This is a genomic window from Amycolatopsis pigmentata (assembly GCF_042684065.1).
GTDB classification, from domain to species: Bacteria; Actinomycetota; Actinomycetes; order Mycobacteriales; family Pseudonocardiaceae; genus Amycolatopsis_E; species Amycolatopsis_E pigmentata.
This window is the reverse complement of the sequence record NZ_JBHUKR010000012.1, coordinates 46896-66069: the sequence shown is the minus strand read 5'-3', so window position 1 is coordinate 66069 and position 19174 is coordinate 46896. Positions and strand designations below refer to the sequence as shown.

The window sequence follows — 19174 nt, the reverse complement described above, 5'->3', positions numbered from 1 at the left end:
CCAAACGCCCCCTCCAACGCCCGCTCCACCCCCGACGCCCCCACCCCCACATCCCCCTCAAAACCCTTCAACGCCTGCGCAAAACCAGCCCACGCACCACCAATCGCCCGCAACCCACCCTCAGACGCCTCCGGCCACTCCATCCCCAACGTCACCTTGAAAAACTTCTGCAAATGCGCAGGCAAATGAGTCGTCTCACCCTCACCCCCACCACTCATCTACCGCACCTCCCTATGGTGGTCGTGCGGGGCACCCGCGACCGGGTCGGCCCCCATGCTCAAAGCTGCGCGAGCGTCGAGCACGGGGGCCTCCTGTGGGCTCGTCATCCTTGACGAGGTACTACCGAAAACGAAAGAATCAGGACATCTGCTGACCGAGGGCATCGTCCATCTGTTTCGCGGACTGCCGATCCAGTTCTTGAAAGGATTCCGACGCCTCGTCCAAATTCTCCGTGAGGCTGTCCGTGCCTTCGACGGTCTTCTTGATGTTCTCCTTGGCTTTTTCGGCGGGATCTCGGTACTTCTTGTCGAAGGTCTTTCCGATGTCGTCGGTGCCCCAGCACCCTTCGTGCCGTTCCGTGACCTCGGAGAGTTTGGAGAAGGCCTCGGACAATCGCTCATTGGCATCCCGGAGACCGCGCGTGGCGTGCGAGAGCCCGGCGGGATCCAGGTAGAAATCGTCTGCCATCTTCGATCAGCTCCCTTCGCCCCGGGACTTCTTGTCGTTCGGCAGATCGAGACCGCCCAGCATTGGCGCGATCAGCGCGTCGAGCATTTCCCGAGGATCGACCTTGCCGGAGGCGACGTCACCGATGTTCAAGCCGGTGCGGCTGGTCTCGCCCATCGTCGCCGACATCTTCTCGACACTCCGCGCGCGGCCACGCCGGAAGGTCTCGAGAATGACGTCGGCCAGCTGCGCCGGGGCCAGCGTCCGGTACTTCGACGGGTTGAAGACGAGTTCGACCGGCTCACCACGGCCGTCGAAGGTCATCTCCAGGGACTGGTCCTTCGCCCGGACCGTCGTCCGCTCTTCCTGCCAGAGCTCACCGAGCTTGCCCAGTTTTTCGCGTTCACGCTCGAGGTTCGCCATCGCCTCCTCGATGCCCTTGTCCAATTCGGACCATGGTGACTCGGTCATCTCAACTCCTCTTCTCCCGCAAGCGTTCCTCGGCGGAACGCAGCGGCGCGATCCGCGACAGGTCCGGCAACTCGGGTGGCATCTGGTCGTCCTCGGTGGGCGGCTCGGCGCGCCGGGGTGCCCTGCCCAGCACCATCGGCAGCTCGCCCCCGGGTTCCCAGGCGTCGGGTCCGGCCTTGAGCAGTCCCGACGGGTGCCGTTCGTTCTGCTGCTGTTGTGCCCCGTGCGCACCGGCGAACCCCATCGGGCCCATGCCCGGGCTCCCGGCGAGCGTCCCGCCGGGCCGAGACATCGCCGCGGTTCCCGGTGCGGTCGGCGGGCCGGCGGGGACATCGGCGTCCAGGCCACCGCTGACCGGTTGGAACGGCGCACCGGCATGCGCTGTGCCAACGGACGGCACACCGCCGGGGACCGTGCTTGGGGCCCCGCTCTGAGGCAGCCCACCCGAAGCGATCTGCCGGGCGGCCTCCTGCGCGGCACCCGCCGCGGTCGGATCGCCGACGGGCCTGATGGCGGCCGCGTGCGATGCGGAGACAGTGTGCGCGGCAGGCACCGGGGGCGGGACGGCTCCGGCAGGCGGTGCGCCGGTGTTCGCAGCGGCCACGGACGGCGGAACGGTTCCCGTGGCGGGGACCGGCGGCGTGGTGGCGCCCGTGGCAGTCGCCGGATCCGACATCACGTGCACGGCAGCCGGTGTTCCTTCCGGCGCAGCGACATTGGCCGAGATGGCCGCCTTCGTCTCCGGCGCCGGGTGCGAAACCGTCACCGGCGGCGCTTCGGTGTCGGCGGCGTGCTGTTCCGCGGCCGGCACCGCGTCGGCCCGCTTGTCCGCCTTCCGTTTCGCCGGCGACCGACGAACATCCGATGCCACGGTTCGCTGAGACCGTCCCAGCACCGCCGGTGCCAGACCCGCGGTCTCTTTCTCGTCCTCGCACGCATCGCGCCGACGCACGGCCGGCATCTGACGCCCCACCACAGCCGGTGCGGGAGCCATCGGCTCTCCCGTCACGACTCCCTGTAGGGCACCGGTGTGTCGCGTGTCGACGGCTTGCGTGGCCGGCTGCGGTTTCCCCAGTGACGCGAACGCGGGTGCCGGCCCTGCGAAGGCCTCACCCGTATGTCCGCCCCAACCGGGCGGTGGTGCCATCGCACCCCAGCCCGGCGCCATCATCCCGCCCCAGGCCACCGGCACCGGCGCCGCACCGGCCGGCGCCTGTCCCTGCGCGACCGGGGATGCCGGGGCACCCGGTGCCCCACCGGCCACGCCGGGTGGCGCGCCGACGGTCTCCGGCAACGGGGGAACACGGCTCCCGATGTCCTGATAGACCGTGCCGAGATCACGCATGATCTGGCGCGCGGCCTCGACGTCCCGGCGGTTCTGGGTCTGCAGGTCGCGCAGGCGCTGCTGGGCCTGGGCAAGGGCATCACCGAGGCGGCGAAGGGCCGTCCCGTAACCGGCCATCGCCTGCGTCACCGTCATGACGGTGCCGGAAACCTCCTGGACCACGCGATCGAACGAGTCCGCGATCCGGCCCTGCCAGGCCTCTCCCACGTTCCGGTTCTCACGCCGTAGTTCGTCCTGGATCTCCTGGAGCCTGGCCGTCGCGTTGTCGAAGGCCTGGGCCCCGTCGTAGTAGGTGTCCGGGCCGGCCTCGTTGATCAACTGGACCAACTGGTCGAAATCGAGGCTTTCCAGCGCCGGGTCCAGGACCGGTGGTGGTTCGGGCAACGCCACCGGTCAGCTCCTGCCCAGCACGGGGTTCTGTGCCGTGTCGTCGCCGTCCTTGCCCCATGCGCCCTTCTCAGCCTGCAACCAGATCTGCGGTTCGCGCTCCTTGTTCTGCTGGGCACCGGCACCACCCATACCGCCCATGCCCCCCATCGGCATGCCGCCCATGGGCATGCCCGAGGCGTTCGCGGCGAAGTTGCCCGGGAGCTGCCCGCCGGGACCGGCCGCCGGGCCGGATTGCGCGGCGGTCACGCCGGGTGGCGAGTTTTCGAGGTCGAACTGCCCCTGCGGCGCCGGCGCCTTGGCTCCCACACCGACACCGTCGGTCAGGCCGCCGAGGCTTCCGGCACCGGCACCACCGGCGCCGCCACCGGCACCGCCGGCAAGGCCGGCCAGGTCGGCGGCCTTCGGGTGCTCGTCCGGCGCGAGGAACTGGTGGCTGTCGCCGGCAAGACCGTCGATCGCCTTGTCCACCGCGTGTTTCGCGTCCGCGAGCGCGTGTTGCGTGTCCGGGCTGTCACCGGGATGCCCGAGCGCGTCGATGGCCTTGTCCGCGGCCTCCTTCGCGTGTTCGAGCGCCGGATCGTGCGACGGCCCGCCACTGGTCACGGGCGGACCGTCGGAAGCCCTGGGCATGTTGTCCAGCGCGTGCATCGCGTCGCCGACGCCCTGGTGCGCGGGGTCGGCCGTCTTGCCGATCGCGTCCTCCACGGCCTTCTTCGCGTCTTCCAACGCCTGCTTGCGCACCGGATCGTCGGTGTTGTGCTCCAGGCCGTCGATCGCCTTGCCCGCGGCGTCCTTGGCGTGCTGCACCGTCGGGTCGTCCCCCGGGCTGCCCGGACTACCTGGACTGCCCGGGCCATTCGCGTCGCCTGGGCCGCCCGGCGTGCCGTGCGCGTTGCCGGCCTGCGACGGATCGGTCAGGTCGCCGATCGCCTTCTGCGCGGCCTTCTTGGCGTCGTCCAGGGCCTGTTGCCGGGCCGGGGAGTCACCGGGCTTGGAAAGGTCGTCGATCGCCTTGCCCGCCGCGTCCTTCGCCGCGTCCACCTTGCCCTGCCCGGGTCCCTCCGAGGAGGTCTTCGGTGCCTCCGACGGATTCGTCAGATCGCCGATCGCCTTGTCCGCGGCCTGCTTGGCGTCATCCAGCGCCTTCTGCCGGGTCGGATCCGAGGTCTGCCCGGACAACCCGTCGATCGCCTTGTTCGCCGCGTTCTTCGCGTCCTGCAAGGCTTTCTTGTCATCGGGCGTCCGACCGCCACCGGGCATCATCCCACCGGGCACGGGCGCTCCCACCGCCCCCGCGGCATCACCGGGACCGCCGGCGGCCGCACCGGGTGACCCCGGTGTTCCGGGGGTGCCGGACGGATCCGTGAGGCCGTCGATCGCCTTGTCCGCGGCCTGCTTGGCGTCGTCAAGGGCCTTCTGCCGGGTCGGGTCCGCAGTCTGCGCGGACAACCCGTCGATCGCCTTGTTCGCCGCGTTCTTGGCGTTCTGCAAAGCCTGTTGCTGCCCAGGATCCGTGGCGCCCGGCGTGTTCGCCTCAGGGGTACCGGCGGGGCTGCCACCGGGCGTGCCGGCGGGACTGCCGGCCGGTGATCCCGCCGGTGTGCCGCCCGGATCGCCGGTGAGGGCGCCGGGCGGACTGCCAAGGCCTGCCACCGCGTTGTTCGCCGCGTTCTTGGCGTTCTGCATCTGCTGCGCGTCCGCCGGTGAACCGGGGTTGGTGGTCTGGGGGTTCTGGGTCTGTGCGGCCGGAGGGGAGCCCAGCCCTTGGCCCGGAGTGCCCTCCCCTGGCGTGCCCTGTCCCGGAGTGACCTCACCGGGCGCGCCGGGGGGAACCGATGCCTGCTGGTTGGCGGGATTCACCTGTCCGGGATTGAACCCGGTGGCCGGACCCTGCGGATGCTGCTGCGGGCTCTGCGGATTGGCATTCACCATGCGCGGGCGGGCGGTCATGAAGGCCGGGCGCTGCGGCGCGTTGTAACGCGGGTCGTGGGACTTGGACTCTCCGTTGACGATGTGCAGCGGAACGAGGTCGCTCCCCCGCCCGTTGTACTGGCTGCCGAGTGCCCCGAGAGCGCCCTGCAAGTCCTTGACGAGCTGGGAGTCGGCATTGCTGTTCATCGTGTTCAGGCTCTGTTTGAGTTCGTTCTCGACCGTCACGATGTCGGAAAGAGTCTGCGCCTGCTCCAACTGCATCACCGCCTGGGCCCGGAGCTGAGCATCCTGCGACTTCCTCGATTTGTCCGAGGAATTGATGATGTCCCACCAGCCGGCGGCGAAGGCCTGGATCGCGTGCCCGACATTGCCGACGATCGTGCCGTACTTCTTCCCGTTGAGAGTGTTGTACAGATCCTCACTCTCGTTGAGCAGGTCCGTCGCGTATTTGTTCAGCGCGTCACCGGCGTCACCGGACAACGCGTCCTTGAGTGCCTTGATTTCCTTGGCGAAGGACTCGTTTACTTCCCCGAGCCGCTTGGCCGCGCTGTTGAAGAGGCGCTCGAATTCGTACCACGACTCCGCCGTGGTGGAATTCGACAGAGTGACGTGTGAGCCGTTCTCGTTGAACACCAGGTCGTTGACGACCTCGTTGAGGGCGTCCAACGTGGAGTATTGCGACGGGTCCAGCGGGGGCGAGGACTCGTTGTACTCACCGGCCAGCGGCAGCCCCTGAGGATTGGTCATGAGAGAGATTCCTTACCAAGATAGCGGCCGACCTCGACGAACCGGCGACCTTCGCGGCCTTGTGCGGGCATCGTTCCCGGGATAGCGGGAGAGTCCGGGTCCTTAAGCCTCGAACTGCTGCCGCGGCTCACCCGGGTCGTTCAACTGAACCTGCTCCTGATACTGCGCCGGGTAGGCCTGCTGCTCCTGATACCTCGGCTCAGCCGCATACACCGGCTGCTCCTGATACGCCGGCTGAGCCGGGTAGGCCTGCTGCTCCTGATACGCCGGCTGAGCCGGGTACGGCTGCTGCTCCTGATACTGCGCCGGGTACGGCTGCTGCTCCTGATACGCCGGCTGAGCCGGGTACGCCTGCTGCTCCTGATACTGCGCCGGGTACGGCTGCTGCTCCTGATACTGCGCCGGGTACGGCTGCTGCTCCTGATACCTCGGCTCCATCGGCGTGAGTCCCGGGTCGGCCGGTTGCGCGGGCTGCATCTGGGCCGGCTCCATGACCTGCCGCGGTTGCAGGGGTGCGTACTGCTCCTGCTGGAAGTTCGTGGGGTCGTACTGCTGTTCCCCTGGCTGCTGGAGATTGTGCGGGGCATACGTCCGCCCCGGCAGCGCGGGCGTGTACTCCGAGTTCGGCTCAGGATCGGAGGTGTAGAACGGTCGCTGCGACGCCGGCTGGTTGGACGCCCCGCCGCTGATCGGCGTGCTCAGGTTGTCGTTGTAGCCGTCGCCGTCACCGGGTTTGTTGGTGTTGCTCTGGGTGGTGTCGTCGGTGAAGTTGTGCTGCTGTTGCTCGGTATTCTGGTCGAAGGTCGAAATGTCGTTGGTGACCTGGCCCTCGAGGTGCTGGATACTCGACTTGATCTTCTGGGCGTTCTCGGCGTCGGCGTTGTCGAAGTCGTTGGCGATGGTGGTCAGCGTCGACGACATGTCGCTGAGAGCGAGCTTGAGGTGCTGCGCGTGCGCGACGACGGCGTTGCGCCGGTCGTCGACGATACGCTCGACCCATTGGGCCAGCGGGAACTTACCGGCGTTCGGCCAATGCGGCTTCAATGCTTCGAAAGCACTGACATCGTCCATGATCTTGCCAAGGTTGGTGGCCGACGTCCTGATGGCGTCGGCGTCGAAATTCGTGGACACGATTACTCCTTACTCAGCCGGGCGTGGCAGGACGTCGGAAAGAACGGATTCGCGGTGTGCCGGACCCCCGTCCGGCGCACCGCGTCATCCGGAAACGCGCTAGCGGCCGATCTGGGCGGCGCCGTGGGAGTCCTGCTGCTGCATGTTCTCCGACGCGTTCTGCAGCGCCCTGGCCAGGTTTTCCAGGTTCTGGCGGTTCTGCACGAGGTCTTTGTCGAGGTCGCTGGCGAGCTGGTTGTAGGCGTCGGCCGTGGAACCGTGCCAGTCGACCATGATGCGCTTGACGTCGGACTCGAGCTCGTCGGCCTGGCTCTGGATGTCCGAGGCCTTCTTGCTCATCATCGACAGGCATTCCTCGATGACGTTGTAGTCATATGTGATCGTACCGTCAGCCATTTTTTTCCGCTCCTTTTCGATAATGGTCTGCAAATGAGTCCTCGGCGGACTCAGACGCCGAGGAAGTTGCCGGTCTCCATCGGGACGTTGAGGATCGCCTGCATGCTGCCGGAGTCCATCGCGTCCTGGTTGTTGGCCTCACGGCGCATGTTTTCGGCCATACCGTGCAGGTGCTCGAGAACCGACTTGCGCACGGACTCGACCCAGTTGTCGCAGGTGGTGCTCAGTGCCCGGGTCGCGGCGCTGGTGCTGGCGGCGAGGGTGGCCTCCACCTGCGACTTGAGCTGGTCGAGCTGCTGGCTGACGTTGTTGGCGGTCTCCTCGTGCCGGGACGCCTGCTGGTTGATCGTCTCGACATTGAGCTGAGTGGAATGCGACATCCTTGCTTTCCTCCTGGATTCGATGGAGACACCGAGCCGGTGCCCTGGCCACAATCAGAGACTAGTTTCGCGACTCCACCCGTCCGGCCCTTTCGGTCGCTCTCCGCCCAACGAGAGGAAGTCCCCTTACGAAGAGCCGTTTCACGGCTTGGGGTCCTGGGCTTTCCGGGCGGCGTCCATGCTGAGCACCGGACCGGTCGGGAGCAGGGCCAGCAACTGCGCGGGCACCACGACCGCCGATCCCTCGCCGTAGCCGAGCGCGCTGACGACATCGGCGTCGGCCAAGGGATATTTGGTCCCGACCTCCGTGACGAGGAACGCGGTGCCGGGCGTCGCGCCGGGTGCCGACGACTGACGCACCAGTGCCCCGCCGCCCGCCGGAATGGCGGCCCGGTCCGCGGTGGCTCCCGCCTTGTGCGCGCCGAGCGGCACCGAAGCCGCGAGCACATCCCCGGCAGGCAGCGTTTCCGCCACCGAGGTCATTTGCCCGGTGGGCGTCAGTTCGTTGTCCACACAGGGGAGCTGGTCCGGTGACGGGGTGATCACCTGCGGCGGCACCGGCGGCAGATCACCGGCGAGACCGGAGTCTGCCGACACGCGCACGCCGGTGAGCGCGGAGGGGCCGGCGGCGATGGGTTCCACGGTCATGTCCGGATAGGCCTGCCGGGTGGCCGGCGCGGCGAGCAGCAACGCGGCTGCGGTCCGGCTCAGCGGTGCCAGCCCGCCCTGCCGGACCACATAGAGCTGGTCGCTGTTGATCGTCGGGTTCCGCACCTGGAAGATCTGGCCGACCCGGCTCTGCTGCCCGTCGATCACCGGGCCGGGCTGCCCGGCTCCCGGAACCGCGGGAGCCTCCAGGTCGGCTCCCTGAGGAATCGCGTTGAGCCAGGCCGGAGCCACCCGCGCGGGGCGCGCGTCGCCATAACCGAGAGCGGCGAGTACGGAACTTTCGGGTATCCGGAGCCGCTTTCCGCGCCACACCAGGTAATCGGTGCCGTCCGACGCGGAAACCAGAAGTGCCTGGGCCTCGTTCAGTGGCTGCTCAGCGGGAAGTCCGAGCAGCAAGGTCACCACGGGTTGTCCCGTCCCGGCAGACTGTGCGCAGACCGTCCAGGATCCACCGTCCACTTTGGTCACGGCGGGCAGGGCGTCCGGCGCGCCGGGGATTCCGATGGGCTGACCGACCGGGGTGCCTGCCAGTGAAGCCGGCGAAACCGAAGCCACAGCGCCGGAACCGGATTTGCCCGCCACCAGGCGGGCGGACGAATAGTTGAGAACAGGACGCAGCTGCCCGCCGAGATAGACGTAGCGGGCGCCGGTTTCCTTGTTCATCACGATCGCGCCCTCCTGCCGCCAGGAGGAACTGCCGGCGGAAGGCACGAACAGCCCCACGATGCCGAAAATGCCCATGAGTACGGCGGCCAGCACCACGCCGAGCACGGTGCCGGTACTCATCCGCTTGCTCGGCGCGTGCAGCACGTCGGGTTTGCCGTGCGTCACCGCCGCGGCCAGCCTGCCCACCACGAAGAAATAGGCCTGTACCTGATCCTTACGCGACTTCATCAGCCCGCCAGCGCTCGCATGAAGGTGTACACCTGGAGAACCTGCAACAGAATCGGCAGAACGGCGATCGCGGTGATCGACTCGAAGATTTCCACGACCCGGCCCCAATACGGACGCAACCTCCGGCCGGGCAACTGCTCACCGGCCAGCAGCACCAGCAGGCCCGCCACCATGATCAGCGGAACGACGAGAAACAGCCTGACCGCCGCGGGCTGCTCCGCGCTGACGCGCATGGCATTCACCGCGATCGCGACCGCGGCGGGCACCAGCACGAACGATTTCTGGACCAGGCCGGCCGGATGCCGCGAACGCAGCAGCAGCAGCAACGCCATCACCAGCGAAAGCGCCATCGACCATTCGTCGCCCGCACCGGCCAGGATGGGCAGCAGGAGCGCCTGGGCCAGGCCCAAGCCCACGTGCAGTGCGGTCGAATAGCCGAAAATCAGCACCCCCCGATCGGCCACGATTTCGTGTGGCACAGGCTCGATGTCCTCGTGCAGTTCGTCGGCCCCGCCCGGCAGCATCGGCAGGTTCAGACCGGAAAGGCGGAAGGCAGTATGCGGCACGAAGAGCCCGATGATCAGCGATACCACCAGGCCGATCGCGGCTGCCTCCGGCGGCGTCGCCGGGCTGAGCGCGCCGATCAGTCCCGTGATCAGCAACACGAGGATGAACACGATCGCCCCGGTGAACAGCTGGGCCGCGTCCGCGACGATCAGCAGTCCGGCGACGAGTGCGAGCAACGCGCCCGCCGCCGCGCCGGTCACCTGGACCATTGGACTCGCGGCTTGGTCGAGCACGGTCACCAGGACAGCTCCGGCCAGTGCCGCTTGTAACGCGCCCGCGCCCGCCAGCACCGTCGCCACGACGGGCTTCGCCGCACCCCTGGCCACGAGCGCGCTGCCCGCCAGCAGTAAGAACGCGAAACCCACCGCGATTTCGGCCTGTGCCGCCGAAGCGGTCCCGGCCAGCAAACACCAGGTCCCGGTCAGCAGCGCGATCCCGCCGCCGGTGCGGAACAACCACCGGCTCCGTGCCGGAGTCAGCACACCCGGGTGTTCGCGAACCTGCTCGCCAATGCCGTCGACCAGGTCGTCGTAGTCGATCGCGGCGAGTTGCGCGGAGCGAGGCCGCAAATGAAGACTTTCCCCGTCGTAGACGTTCAACTCGGCCAGGGTGCGATCTTCGTCCAGCGGTTTCTCCCCGACCCGCTGCACGATCCAGCCCTCGTGCTCCGAACCTCGCTCGATCGCGTCGGCGCCGAACTGCATCAGGACCGCGGGCAGCAGGTCCGCCAGCGGAACCTCGGCCGGTAAAGCGAAATCCCGCACATTTTCACCGAGGACGAGCCGTAGCCTTGTCGAGGTGGTTGTGCGATGCTGTGTCTGCTCTTCCATACTGGGTATCTGCTCTTCCATCGGATGCCAGGTCTTCCCCTGCCAGGCCGGACCTGTGACGGACCGAAGCTAGCCGCGCGCGACGCGACGACGGCTCGGCGAGGGTCCGTGACCACGAAAATGGGGAAGTCCACTCACCGAGGGAGAGTCCGTGGCAACTACTCTGTTCGCTCGGCGTGCGCGGCGGCCCAAGCCGCCCGTGCCCGACTCCGAGATCGAGCTCCAGGCACCGCCGGGTGTTCCCGAGGACACCGGTGGCGGGATCAGTTCGGTCCTGATGTACGCGCCGATGGGCCTGGGTTCGCTGGCCATGGTGATGATGTTCGTCAGGCCGGGCTCCGGGGCCTTCGCCTACGTCGGCGGCGGGATGATGGTCCTGTCCGCGGTCGGGATGCTCCTCACCCAGATGGTGCGCGGTTCGGTGACCCACAAGCAGAAGCTGAACGGCCACCGCCGTGACTACATCCGCTACCTAGGGCAGCTCCGGAGGCAGGTTCGCGAAGCACTGACGGCCCAGCAGCAGGCCGCCCGCTGGACCCACCCGGATCCGCACGCGCTGTGGTCGGTGGCGCTGGGCTACCGGTTGTGGGAGCGGCGCCCGGCACATGACGACTTCGGTGACGTCCGGATCGGACTGGGCACCCAGCGTTCCGCGCTGAAACTGCTGACGCCGGACAGCAAGCCGATCGAGGACCTGGAACCGCTGGCCGCGCACGGGTTACGCAGGTTCATGCGCGCCTACAACACTCTTCCGGACGCCCCGATCGCGGTCTACCTGCGCGGCTTCGGGCAGATCCAGTTCAGCGGCGACGACGAAGCCGTGCTGGGCATGGTGCGGGCCATGATCGCGCAACTGGCGACCGCGCACGCGCCCGGTGACGTGCGGCTCGCCGTCTGCGCTCCCGACGACCGGGCCGGACGATGGGACTGGCTGAAGTGGTTGCCCCACAACCAGGATCCGGACAGCCGTGACGCGGCGGGCTCGCGGCGGCTCGCGGCCGGCGACATCAACCAGATCGAGTTGCTGCTCGGTGGACCCTCGTTCACGGGCAGGCCACGATTCGAGGCGGACACCCCGGTCACCGCGTCCGAGCCGTTCGTCGTCCTCGTCCTCGACGGCGTCGCGGTGCCGGGTGATCACCGGATGGCCGACGAGGGCTACCGCAACGCGCTGATCCTCGACATCTCCGGTTCGCTGCCGTGGCAACCCCGCCTCGGTGCGCTTTTCCTCGAAGTCGACGACGAAGAAGTACGAACGGTTTCCTTCGACCGCGTCGGAAAGCAGCACACCGCGCGGTTGTGCCGGCCGGACCGGTTCAGCGAGATCGCGGCGGGCGCGCTGGCCAGGACGATGGCGCGGTTCCGGATCGGCGAGGCGACCGAAGACGAAGAGCCGATGGCCGTGGACTACGACCTGGCGACCCTGCTCGGAATCGGTGACGTGGCCACCTTCGAGCCGGTGAAGTACCGCCGCGAGCGGATGACCGGCAAGCGGCGGCTGCGGGTGCCGATCGGTATCGCGGGCTCCGGAGGCCCGCTGGAACTGGACATCAAGGAGTCCGCCGAAGACGGCATGGGGCCGCACGGGTTGTGTGTCGGCGCCACCGGTTCCGGCAAGAGCGAACTGCTCCGCACGCTGGTGCTGGCGCTGGCCACGACACACTCTTCGGAGGACCTGAACTTCGTCCTGGTGGACTTCAAGGGTGGCGCGGCCTTCCTCGGTTTCGACCAGTTGCCGCACACCTCGGCGGTGATCACCAACCTGGCCGACGAACTCGAACTGGTCGACCGGATGCAGGACGCGCTGACCGGTGAGATGAACCGGCGTCAGGAGCACCTGCGCGCGGCCGGGAACTACGCGTCACGACGCGACTACGAAGCCGCGCGCGCCCAGGGCGTGCCGCTGGAACCGATGCCGGCGCTGTTCATCGTGGTGGACGAGTTCAGCGAAATGCTGTCCAGCAAACCGGAATTCATCGACGTGTTCGCGATGATCGGACGCCTCGGCCGTAGCCTCGGCGTGCACCTGCTGCTCGCTTCGCAGCGCCTCGACGAAGGCCGCATCCACAAGGTGGAAACCCATCTGTCCTATCGCATCGGCCTGCGGACCTTTTCGGCGATGGAAAGCCGGAGCGTCATCGGCGTGCCCGACGCCTACGAACTGCCGAATAGCCCAGGAAACGGCTATCTGCGCCCGGACACGCAGACCCTGATCCGCTTCAAGGGCGCGTACTCCTCGGCTCCGTATCGGCCGAAGCGGCGGCAAAGCGGACTCACCGCGGTGGGGCAGCACATCGTCCCGTTCGGCACCAGCTACATCGAGCCTCCGGTAGCACCCGAGCCCGAACCGGAACCGGAAGTCGACGACGACGACAGCGTGCTGACCATGCTGGACGTGCTTCTCGGGCGGCTGAAGGGTGTCGGGCCGCGCGCGCACCAGGTGTGGTTGCCGCCGCTGAAGGAATCACCGACGCTCGACCACCTGCTGCCACCGCTGGTGGACCATCCGGCGCTCGGCCCGCGCCCCGTCGGCGACCTGTTCACCGCGAACCTGACCGTCCCGGTCGGACTGCTAGACCTGCCCGCGCAGCAACGACGCGAGCTGCTGACCGCCGACCTGTCCGGGAGCAAGGGCAACGCGGCGATCGTGGGTGGCCCGCAGAGCGGCAAGAGCACCCTGCTGCGCACCCTGATCTGCGCGCTCGCCGTCACGCACACGGCCGAGGAAGTGCAGTTCTACTGCCTCGACTTCGGTGGCACGCTGAGCGCGCTGTCCGGCATGCCGCATGTGGGCAGCGTGGCCAACCGCCTCGACCGCGACCGCGTCACCCGGACGGTGCTGGAAGTGACGAACCTGATGGCGCGCCGCGAAGGGATCTTCGCCGAGCACAACATCGACTCGATGACCAGTTACCGGAAGGCGCGCCGCGAAGGCAAATACCGCGACCTCGATCCGTACGGCGACGTTTTCCTGGTCGTCGACGGCTGGTACACGATCCGGCAGGATTTCGAGGAGATCGAGGACAAGTTCACCGAACTCGCCGCGCGCGGGCTCAGCTTCGGCATCCACCTGATCATCGCGTCCAACCGGTGGTCGGAAATGCGGCCGTGGCTGCGGGACGTGATGGGCACCCGGTTCGAGCTCAAGCTCGGCGACCCGGTCGACTCGGAGATCAACAGCCGGTTCGCCGCGACCGTGCCGTCGATTCCCGGCCGGGGCATCACACCGGACCGCCTGCACTTCCTCGCGGCCCTGCCCCGGATCGACGGTGACCGCAGCACCGACGACCTCGCCGACGCCACGGTCGAGCTCGCCGAAGCGCTCGCGGTGCCCGGCGCGCCCCGGGCGCCGAAGGTCCGGCTGCTCCCGCACACCCTTTCCGTCAACGAGCTGCCCGCGCCCAGCGCACCGTCGCCTTCCGCCGAAATGCGGATGGCGCTCGGCATCGAAGATGTGAACCTCGCGCCCGAGATCCACGACTTCGACGCGAGCCCGCACCTGCTGATCTACGGGGACACCGAAAGCGGGAAGACCAACATGCTGCGGCACATCGCCCGGTCGATCGTGGCGCATCACTCCACGGACGAGGCACGGGTGATGTTCGGTGACTTCCGCCGCGAGTTGTACGACTCGATCCCGCAAGAGCACCAGCTCGAGTACGCGGTCGGTTCCGAGGCGCTCACCAAGTCCATCGGCGGCATCGCCTCGGTCCTCGAAAAGCGCATTCCGGGACCGGAAATCAGCCCGAGCCGTCTGCCCAAACGGGACTGGTGGAAGGGCGGCAGGCTCTACATCATCATCGACGATTTCGAGCTGGCCGAGCAAAGCGGGAGCGCCGGACCGTTGCAACCGCTCTTGCCCATCCTCGCGCAGGCCGCCGACGTGGGCGTGCACGTGATCATCGCGCGCGGCACGGCGGGTGCCGGACGGTCCCTGTCCAACCCGGCGATCCGGCGGATGTGGGAGCTGGGCACCCCGGCGCTGATGTTGTCCTGCCCCAAAACCGAGGGCGCTTTCCTCGGGAACGTCAAACCGCGCGTGCTGCCGCCAGGGCGCGCCCAGTTCATCAACCGGCGCCGATCGGTCCGTCTGGTGCAGACGCCGCTGGTGGACACCACGGCGGCTTCCTGAGCTCCGGCGGGTCTGCCCGGAGGTGGCTTTTCCCGGCTGGGAAGGCCACCTCCGGGGCGGAACTTTATCCGTGGATGGCCATCGGGCGGCCCGTCACTCCAGCACTGATACTGGCAACGTCCAGCGATGAGGCCCCTGTGGATCGTCGAGCCAGAGGACGTGTTCGCCTCCGGCGACGGTCAGCCCGAACCGTTCACGGACGGGTCTGCCAAGTTCGGTCCATTGTTCATGGAGACGCTCGATCTCGTCCCACAGCAGCCGCGGTCCGCCTTGCCGGACGGTGCAGGGAGCCTGATCTCCGCCGGTCGCGGTGTGGTTGACCCATGATCCGTCCCGGTGTGCCAGCACCGTTTGTCGTGGGCCGCCGTCGCTGGGCGTGAATTCCAGCCAAGCATAGCCACCGGTGAGCAACGCCGCGAAGAATTCGAAGGGCTCCTGTGCGTTCGCGGCGACTGTCACAGGCAGGGCCGTTTCCCGGGTGGAGCCGGTCTTGTCGTCGAGTGCCTTCCCGAGCAGTGGCTGGGCATCCGGATTGGCCCGGGTCGCCATGAACCAACCCTGGTGTGAGAGAAAATGTCCCTGGGCGAGGCCGGTCCCGTCCGTGGTGAGGAGCACCAGCAGTCCGGCGCGTCCGGTGAGGTCGACGGGCATGAGGATCTTCGCGCCAGGCACTGTCTGCGCTATCCACGCACCGGGCACGCGGTCGAACGCGACGGTGGCGATGATCCGGTCGAACGGCGCGAACCGCGGAGCGCCGAGAGCGCCATCGGTGGCGGCGAGGTGCGGCGCATAGCCGAGGTGGGCAAGTCGTTGCCGCGCGCGTTCGACCAGCGAGGTGTCCAGGTCGATGCTCGTCACACGTTCCGCCCCGAGGCGGTGGCAGAGGAGCGCGGCGTTGTAACCGGTGCCGGTGCCGACCTCCAGCACCCGGTGCCCCTCCGGGACGTGCCGCGCGCCGAACCGGCTTGTACTCCGCATATCCGATCTGGTGGGGGTGGTTGAGCCATGGCCCGAGAGCAGCCAGAAGCCCACCGAAACCGAGACGAGCCTGTATCGCTGCCCACCTGCGCTCGTTGCCTGACATGTCGGAATGAAACGCGAAATTCGTCGGCCGACGGTAATAGATGCCTGAGATGTCGGTAAGCTCGATCGTACGGCGGGTGGTTCGCATCCGACCCGACCATGCGCCGTCACCGAACCCGGCATCAACGGAAATCTCCTCGGGAAACTCACTTGCGTCGCAACGGAACACCGGCACTTGCCGGTTGTTCAACTCTCCGACGACCTTGTCCGCGGTCGGATCGGTGCGTAAGGATCACGACGGACCGGGCACCACACACGTGCCCTCAGTCCTCTCGATGATCGGTGTCGGAGTCGTTGCCCTGATGCCCGTCTGCGTCGGTCTGGGTGTTGGTCTGCCCGTCGGTATGCCTGGCCAGCGGCACCATGCCGGCACCGTCGCAGCGGACAAGCCCGACTTGCGCCTCGTCGTCGTACCCCAGGCTATCGATGTCCAGCGAGGAAATCACGCGCGGCGGGACGGCCGGCCTCAGCCCGAATGGCCGGACCTCCGTCGCGGGTTCAGGCGTCGCCTGAACCTCGCCGAGGGGCGGCCGAGGGGGAACTGGTCCGACAAAGGAAACAGGACTTCCGGAATGGCGGAAACAGGCACCATGGATTCCTCCGATCACTATGACCTATCGACCAACGCGGTTCTGGAAACCATTCAGCGCTGTTCCACGGTTTCCTGAGGCACCGGCCGCACCTCGATGACCCTCGCCGGGCGCCAGCCGCGGCCACGGCCGGAACGGTAAAGCCTCGATACCACCACGAGCAGGAGCACGAGAACGACCACACCGGCCACGCTGACGGCCGCCAGGAGTGGCCCGGTGGTGTCGAGTCCACCGTTCTGCGGCGGGGAGGCTGGAGGAGCCTTGATGACGGGCGCCGTGCCTTGGTTCTCCTCCGGCAGCACCGTGGTCACGGCTGCCGTCACGTTCACCGTTCCCCACCCCATCCCGGGGTCGGGCAGGGCGGCGGCGGGGTGGTCCGCGGTCACTTCGAGCCGGTGCTTGACCTCCGCGGCGGTCAGCGTCGGATGGTAGGCCCGGACCAGCGCGGCGGCACCGGCGACGAACGGGGCCGCGTAACTGGTGCCGCTGCCCAGCCAGTGCCCGGCACCGCGCGGACCGATGCTCGCCACGCTGACGCCGGGAGCGACCAGGGAAAGAAACGGGCCGGTCTGGGAAAAGTCCGCCCGCTTGCCGGTCGCGTCGACGGCTCCGACCGCGATCACCGACGGATAGGCCGCCGGATAGGTGACCGGATCACCGTTCTTGGCGCTGTTGGCCGCCGAGGCGACGAGCACCACATCCCGCTGCGCGGCGTACTGGACGGCGTCGGCAAGACCGGCGTCGGGCGCTGTCGTGCTGGCGGAGATGTTGATCACCCGGGCGCCACCGTCGACCGCGGCCCGGATGCCGGCGGCCATCCCGTCCGCGGTCAGGGTCGGTGGCGACCCGTCGTCGGTGGCCTTGGCGACCCGGATCGGCAGGATCGTGGCTTCCGGCGCCACTCCGCTGAAACCGGTGTCCGGAGCGATCGCGGCCGCGATGATCCCGGCGACGAATGTGCCGTGCCCGAAACAGTCGTCGTCGGCCGACCCACCACCCGCCGTGACATCCTTACCCCCGCTCACCCGGCCGGCGAGCTGAGGAGTGTGCGCGTCGACACCGGTGTCCACCACGGCGACGGTGATACCGGCTCCCTTCGTCAACGGCCACACGCGTTGCGGCGCGAGTTCACTCTGCGCCCAGGGCACCGCCGACTGCGTGCTCGGCGGCGCGGGCAGGCAGCCCTTCTGCCCGTTCGGCAGGGGTGCGGCGGAGGAGTCCGCCGCCGCGGGGGCGGGCAGGACCACGCCCAGAAGCCCGGCCACGACCAGGAAGAACGGCACAACGGGCCGGCGAGTCCACCTTTTCACGAACGACAGTCCACCAAGGGCGACTCAACGAAATCTCTACACCGGGAGTCCTCCGCACCGGAATCTCCCTGGGCGCCCGATCAGGCGACCGTCACCTCCCACCCCGTTTCTCGTTACGCGACTATGCTCTCACGATGAGGGCGCTGCTACGCTCGCTCGAAGCGGAGAAGGGGTCGAGGATGACGTCGCACACCACGACGGGTCGTGTCAACCAGAAACGACGCACCTACAAAGCGATCTTGGACGCGGCGAAGGAGCTGATCCGCACCGACCGCGCCTTCACCATGCTCGACGTCGCCAACGCCGCTTTGGTGTCCGAGGCCACCGCCTACCGGTATTTCCCGGACCTCAACACGCTGCTGCAGAAGGCCATGTCCGAACAGCGACCCCGCCCCGAGGAGGCGCTCGCCTCCGTGGCCGGCTCCGTCGACCCGGTGAAGCGCGTGACGGCCGCGACCGAGTATCTGCTGCGGCACGTCCTGACCTTCCAGAACGCGGTGCGGGCCACGATCGCCGCGACCATCGGCGCTCCCCAAGAAGCCGCCACCACCCGCCGGGGCCTGCGGTTCGACCTGATCGACCACGCCCTCGCGCCGTTGGCCGAGGCCGTGGGTGAGGATGATCCCGTGCTCGTCCAGCTCAAACGCGACCTCTCGGTCGTCGTCGGCGCGGAGTCGCTCTTCTGCCTCCTCGACCAGTGCGGATTGCCGCCCGAAGAGGCCATCGTGAGCATCGTGCACACCGCGACGACGCTCACGCGGGCCGCGTCACGCGAAGCCAGAAAGAACAAGCGCTGAGCGAGGGTTACCGGGAAGTCCTGTCGAACAGGGCGAAGCGCAACGCTTCGACGAGCCAGGGCTCGGACTCGTCCAACGACCAGCCGAGGTCGTCGGTGCGGATGAAGTAGGCGGCATTGGAGAGGTAGAAGTAGAGCACCTCGGTGGTCTTGGAAACGTCCAGACCTTTCCGGAGCGCACCCATCCGCTGGAACTGATGAGCGGTCAAGGTCAGCCCGCCGCGCAGACTGCCATTGGCCAGCCGGAGAACCTGCCGGACGCTCGGCTCCCGCGGGGCCGCGGCGAAAACCTGCCGGATCAGGCCTGACCACTCCTCGAACTTGACGCGCGTGATGTGCACGATGAAACGGAGCAGCTCGTCAGGGTCGTCCGCGGACTCGATCCGGCGCACGATCGGTGGGATGTCCTCGGCCGCGATGCCCGATTCGACCAGCGCTTGAAGCAGTCCGCTCTTTCCACCGCCCACCGCGTAGACGGTCGCCGGCGCGACGCGGGCCGCGTGGGCGATTTCCTCAACCTTCGTGGCGAAGTATCCCTTCCGCACGTACAGGTCATGTGCGGCGTCCAGGATGGCCCGCCGGGTCAGCTCGGCGTACTCGGCCCTCCTTCCCATGGGAGGGGTGCCGCTCCGCGCGTTTGCCATGGCGGCGATCATATCCGTACCCTTTCGCCAGAGTCGGCTCTGACGAATGGACGACTCTAGGCTGAATAGGGCCGCCGCTGTCCTCCGTTGTTGACAGCCAACCTTCATAATGACAGCGTACTTGCATAACGCTGCCCAGTTGCCTATAGTCGCCGGGGTCGCCGCTCATCAACCTCCGGGTGGCGCCCGAAGAACCTTCGC

General features: G+C 67.9%; 15 protein-coding genes and 2 pseudogenes. 2 read left to right on the top strand and 15 right to left on the bottom strand.

What is annotated here, in order from left to right; translation table 11 throughout:
• From ACFSXZ_RS25140 to eccD, 10 genes and pseudogenes are all read right to left on the bottom strand, one after another.
• A pseudogene (locus tag ACFSXZ_RS25140) lies at nucleotides 1-218 on the bottom strand (hypothetical protein); the annotation flags it as partial.
• Nucleotides 219-357: 139 nt separating this feature from the next.
• Nucleotides 358-687, bottom strand: coding sequence for a hypothetical protein (locus ACFSXZ_RS25135; protein ID WP_378267644.1), 330 nt, complete (start codon nucleotides 685-687; stop codon nucleotides 358-360).
• Nucleotides 688-693: 6 nt separating this feature from the next.
• A complete protein-coding gene (locus ACFSXZ_RS25130) occupies nucleotides 694-1137 on the bottom strand; it encodes a YbaB/EbfC family nucleoid-associated protein (protein ID WP_378267643.1) in 444 nt (147 codons plus the stop codon).
• A 1-nt stretch (nucleotide 1138) separates the two neighbouring features.
• Nucleotides 1139-2872 (bottom strand): WXG100 family type VII secretion target, encoded by a 1734-nt coding sequence (locus ACFSXZ_RS25125; protein WP_378267642.1) that lies wholly within the window; start codon nucleotides 2870-2872, stop codon nucleotides 1139-1141.
• Between the two features lie 3 nt (nucleotides 2873-2875).
• Nucleotides 2876-5551: a hypothetical protein gene (locus ACFSXZ_RS25120; RefSeq protein WP_378267641.1), complete on the bottom strand. Its 2676-nt coding sequence runs from the start codon at nucleotides 5549-5551 to the stop codon at nucleotides 2876-2878.
• Nucleotides 5552-5653: 102 nt separating this feature from the next.
• Nucleotides 5654-6682 (bottom strand): hypothetical protein, encoded by a 1029-nt coding sequence (locus ACFSXZ_RS25115; protein ID WP_378267640.1) that lies wholly within the window; start codon nucleotides 6680-6682, stop codon nucleotides 5654-5656.
• 99 nt (nucleotides 6683-6781) lie between these two features.
• Entirely contained in the window at nucleotides 6782-7078 is a 297-nt protein-coding gene (locus ACFSXZ_RS25110) for a WXG100 family type VII secretion target (protein ID WP_378267639.1), read from the bottom strand.
• A gap of 50 nt (nucleotides 7079-7128) precedes the next feature.
• The gene (locus ACFSXZ_RS25105) at nucleotides 7129-7458 is read right to left on the bottom strand and encodes a hypothetical protein (RefSeq protein WP_378267638.1); all 330 of its coding nucleotides are present in this window, start codon (nucleotides 7456-7458) and stop codon (nucleotides 7129-7131) included.
• A 141-nt stretch (nucleotides 7459-7599) separates the two neighbouring features.
• Nucleotides 7600-9021, bottom strand: a complete 1422-nt coding sequence (eccB, locus tag ACFSXZ_RS25100) for a type VII secretion protein EccB (RefSeq protein WP_378267637.1) — start codon at nucleotides 9019-9021, stop codon at nucleotides 7600-7602.
• Nucleotides 9021-10418, bottom strand: a complete 1398-nt coding sequence (gene eccD / locus ACFSXZ_RS25095) for a type VII secretion integral membrane protein EccD (RefSeq protein WP_378267636.1) — start codon at nucleotides 10416-10418, stop codon at nucleotides 9021-9023. The genes eccB and eccD overlap by 1 nt, the downstream gene beginning before the upstream one ends.
• Nucleotides 10419-10569: 151 nt before the next feature.
• Here eccD and eccCa point away from each other — a divergent pair, with 151 nt between their 5' ends.
• Nucleotides 10570-14550: a type VII secretion protein EccCa gene (eccCa, locus tag ACFSXZ_RS25090; protein WP_378267635.1), complete on the top strand. Its 3981-nt coding sequence runs from the start codon at nucleotides 10570-10572 to the stop codon at nucleotides 14548-14550.
• A gap of 93 nt (nucleotides 14551-14643) precedes the next feature.
• Here the strand turns inward: eccCa and ACFSXZ_RS25085 are convergent, their stop codons facing one another.
• From ACFSXZ_RS25085 to mycP, 4 genes and pseudogenes are all read right to left on the bottom strand, one after another.
• The gene (locus tag ACFSXZ_RS25085; RefSeq protein WP_378267634.1) at nucleotides 14644-15528 is read right to left on the bottom strand and encodes a methyltransferase domain-containing protein; all 885 of its coding nucleotides are present in this window, start codon (nucleotides 15526-15528) and stop codon (nucleotides 14644-14646) included.
• A gap of 19 nt (nucleotides 15529-15547) precedes the next feature.
• Nucleotides 15548-15835: pseudogene (locus ACFSXZ_RS25080) on the bottom strand (MvdC/MvdD family ATP grasp protein); the annotation flags it as partial.
• A 61-nt stretch (nucleotides 15836-15896) separates the two neighbouring features.
• Entirely contained in the window at nucleotides 15897-16241 is a 345-nt protein-coding gene (gene tgmA, locus ACFSXZ_RS25075) for a putative ATP-grasp-modified RiPP (RefSeq protein WP_378267633.1), read from the bottom strand.
• 35 nt (nucleotides 16242-16276) lie between these two features.
• A complete protein-coding gene (gene mycP, locus ACFSXZ_RS25070; RefSeq protein ID WP_378267632.1) occupies nucleotides 16277-17533 on the bottom strand; it encodes a type VII secretion-associated serine protease mycosin in 1257 nt (418 codons plus the stop codon).
• 134 nt (nucleotides 17534-17667) lie between these two features.
• Between mycP and ACFSXZ_RS25065 the strand changes: the two genes are divergently transcribed.
• Nucleotides 17668-18330, top strand: coding sequence for a TetR/AcrR family transcriptional regulator (locus ACFSXZ_RS25065; RefSeq protein WP_378267631.1), 663 nt, complete (start codon nucleotides 17668-17670; stop codon nucleotides 18328-18330).
• Nucleotides 18331-18337: 7 nt separating this feature from the next.
• On the opposite strand, the gene ACFSXZ_RS25060 is transcribed toward ACFSXZ_RS25065, so the two are convergent.
• Nucleotides 18338-18973: a TetR/AcrR family transcriptional regulator gene (locus ACFSXZ_RS25060; protein WP_378267630.1), complete on the bottom strand. Its 636-nt coding sequence runs from the start codon at nucleotides 18971-18973 to the stop codon at nucleotides 18338-18340.
• Between the last annotated feature and the right edge of the window lie 201 nt (nucleotides 18974-19174).

What these genes read in the sequence shown, in the direction of transcription:
- ACFSXZ_RS25135 (WP_378267644.1), bottom strand. Translation starts at nt 687, where the DNA reads ATGGCAGACGATTTCTACCTGGATCCCGCCGGGCTCTCGCACGCCACG.
- ACFSXZ_RS25130 (WP_378267643.1), bottom strand. Translation starts at nt 1,137, where the DNA reads ATGACCGAGTCACCATGGTCCGAATTGGACAAGGGCATCGAGGAGGCG.
- ACFSXZ_RS25120 (WP_378267641.1), bottom strand. Translation starts at nt 5,551, where the DNA reads ATGACCAATCCTCAGGGGCTGCCGCTGGCCGGTGAGTACAACGAGTCC.
- ACFSXZ_RS25110 (WP_378267639.1), bottom strand. Translation starts at nt 7,078, where the DNA reads ATGGCTGACGGTACGATCACATATGACTACAACGTCATCGAGGAATGC.
- ACFSXZ_RS25105 (WP_378267638.1), bottom strand. Translation starts at nt 7,458, where the DNA reads ATGTCGCATTCCACTCAGCTCAATGTCGAGACGATCAACCAGCAGGCG.
- eccB (WP_378267637.1), bottom strand. Translation starts at nt 9,021, where the DNA reads ATGAAGTCGCGTAAGGATCAGGTACAGGCCTATTTCTTCGTGGTGGGC.
- eccD (WP_378267636.1), bottom strand. Translation starts at nt 10,418, where the DNA reads ATGGAAGAGCAGACACAGCATCGCACAACCACCTCGACAAGGCTACGG.
- ACFSXZ_RS25085 (WP_378267634.1), bottom strand. Translation starts at nt 15,528, where the DNA reads ATGCGGAGTACAAGCCGGTTCGGCGCGCGGCACGTCCCGGAGGGGCAC.
- ACFSXZ_RS25065 (WP_378267631.1), top strand. Translation starts at nt 17,668, where the DNA reads ATGAGGGCGCTGCTACGCTCGCTCGAAGCGGAGAAGGGGTCGAGGATG.
- ACFSXZ_RS25060 (WP_378267630.1), bottom strand. Translation starts at nt 18,973, where the DNA reads ATGGCAAACGCGCGGAGCGGCACCCCTCCCATGGGAAGGAGGGCCGAG.